The sequence below is a fragment of the Gudongella sp. DL1XJH-153 genome, from assembly GCF_049310905.1.
Lineage (GTDB): Bacteria > Bacillota > Clostridia > Tissierellales > Tissierellaceae > Gudongella.
The window spans coordinates 1-587 of sequence record NZ_JBMEMN010000088.1 but is presented as its reverse complement, the minus strand read 5'-3'; the positions used below and the strand labels follow the sequence as shown (position 1 = coordinate 587).

The following is a 587-nucleotide window of genomic DNA, read 5'->3' as shown; positions in this document are numbered from 1 at the left end:
ACCGGTAACATGCTTTTACAAAAGGGTTTTATTGAGGACCATATCACACACAAGTTAAAGCCCAACAACGGAGAACTCCCACAGTACTGGGTAGAAGATTCTCACGAAGCCATAATTGACCTAGAAACTTATAAAAAGGTGCAAGCTGAAATCGCACGGCGCAGAAAGTTAGGCGTTTTCGCAAACCCATCAATCAACACCACCTGCTTTACAAGCAAGATAAAGTGCGGAAACTGCGGTGTCAGCTATAGGCGCAGCGGCAAAAGACAAGGCAAGCATTCAAGTGATGTTTATTATATTTGGACTTGCCAGACTAAAGACCGCAAAGGCGTGTCAGAGTGCAGCGCCAAAAACATCCCAGAGAAGATACTCCAAGGTGTCTGTGCCCAGGTGCTCGGCTTAGAAGAATTTGATGAGGACGTGTTCCTGGATCAAGTTGAAAAAGTTGTGGTGAATGGAACAGATGAACTCATCTTTCATTTACATGACGGTAGCTTTATTCCTCAACATTGGAAATCCACGGCCAGGAAGGATTGGTGGACACCTGAAGCTCGCGCTGCAAAATCAGCCTACAGTAAAAAGAACCC

The 587-nt window shown here is 45.3% G+C and carries 1 protein-coding gene; it reads left to right on the top strand.

Annotated features, from left to right (window positions below; translation table 11 throughout):
- Positions 1 to 587, top strand: a 587-nt coding sequence (locus tag ACOEN1_RS13475) for a recombinase zinc beta ribbon domain-containing protein (RefSeq protein WP_422487407.1), incomplete at both ends; no start/stop codon positions are given.